1 protein-coding gene is annotated in these 748 nt (G+C 69.8%); it reads left to right on the top strand.

Annotated elements, in window-relative coordinates:
• Positions 1 to 284 precede the first annotated feature (284 nt).
• Positions 285 to 748, top strand: a 464-nt coding sequence (locus CCN42_RS41050; RefSeq protein WP_158102217.1) for a thioredoxin family protein, incomplete at its 3' end; no start/stop codon positions are given.

Raw genomic sequence — 748 nt, 5'->3', positions numbered from 1 at the left:
AGCCGCACTTCCGCCGGCCGCGCGGGCGTCCCGCGCGGCCGGCGGAAGTGCGGCTCTGCATGGCGTCGACGATAACCGGCCGTTCCTGGCCGGTCCGTGCGCGCAGTGAGCGAGATCACCGGTGCGGGGTGACGGGAAGCCCCCATCCGGTATTACGCTACGACTCGTAGCGAAAGCTTGTGCGCAGTACGCGCGAGCGACGACCACATGGCGTGGGGTGGGGACCCGGCGCCGCTTTTCTCATCGCTTTTCACACACGCGCGGGAACGGGGGAGGATAGACGCATGCAGCCACGGAACATGTCCATGAGCGGTGTCGTCGACCTCGCCGCGGTCAAGGCGGCCCAGGAGGCCAAGGCGAAGGCGGAGCAGGCGCGCGCCCAAGCGGCCCGCCAGGGCGGGGGCGGGGCCGTCTCCCCGGCCGATCTCGTCATCGACGCCGACGAGGCCACCTTCGAACGCGACGTCCTCCAGCGCTCCACCGAAGTCCCGGTCGTCATCGACTTCTGGGCCGAATGGTGCCAGCCCTGCAAGCAGCTGAGCCCCGTTCTGGAGCGGCTGGCCGTCGAGTACAACGGCCGCTTCGTCCTCGCCAAGATCGACGTCGACGCCAACCAGATGCTGATGCAGCAGTTCGGGATCCAGGGGATCCCGGCCGTCTTCGCGGTCGTCGCGGGACAGGCGCTGCCGCTCTTCCAGGGGGCCGCCGGCGAGACGCAGATCCGCGAGACCCTCGATCAGCTGGTCGC

It is taken from the genome of Streptomyces glaucescens (assembly GCF_002154375.1).
Taxonomy (GTDB): domain Bacteria; phylum Actinomycetota; class Actinomycetes; order Streptomycetales; family Streptomycetaceae; genus Streptomyces; species Streptomyces glaucescens.
This window is presented reverse-complemented; position numbering and strand designations above follow the sequence as displayed.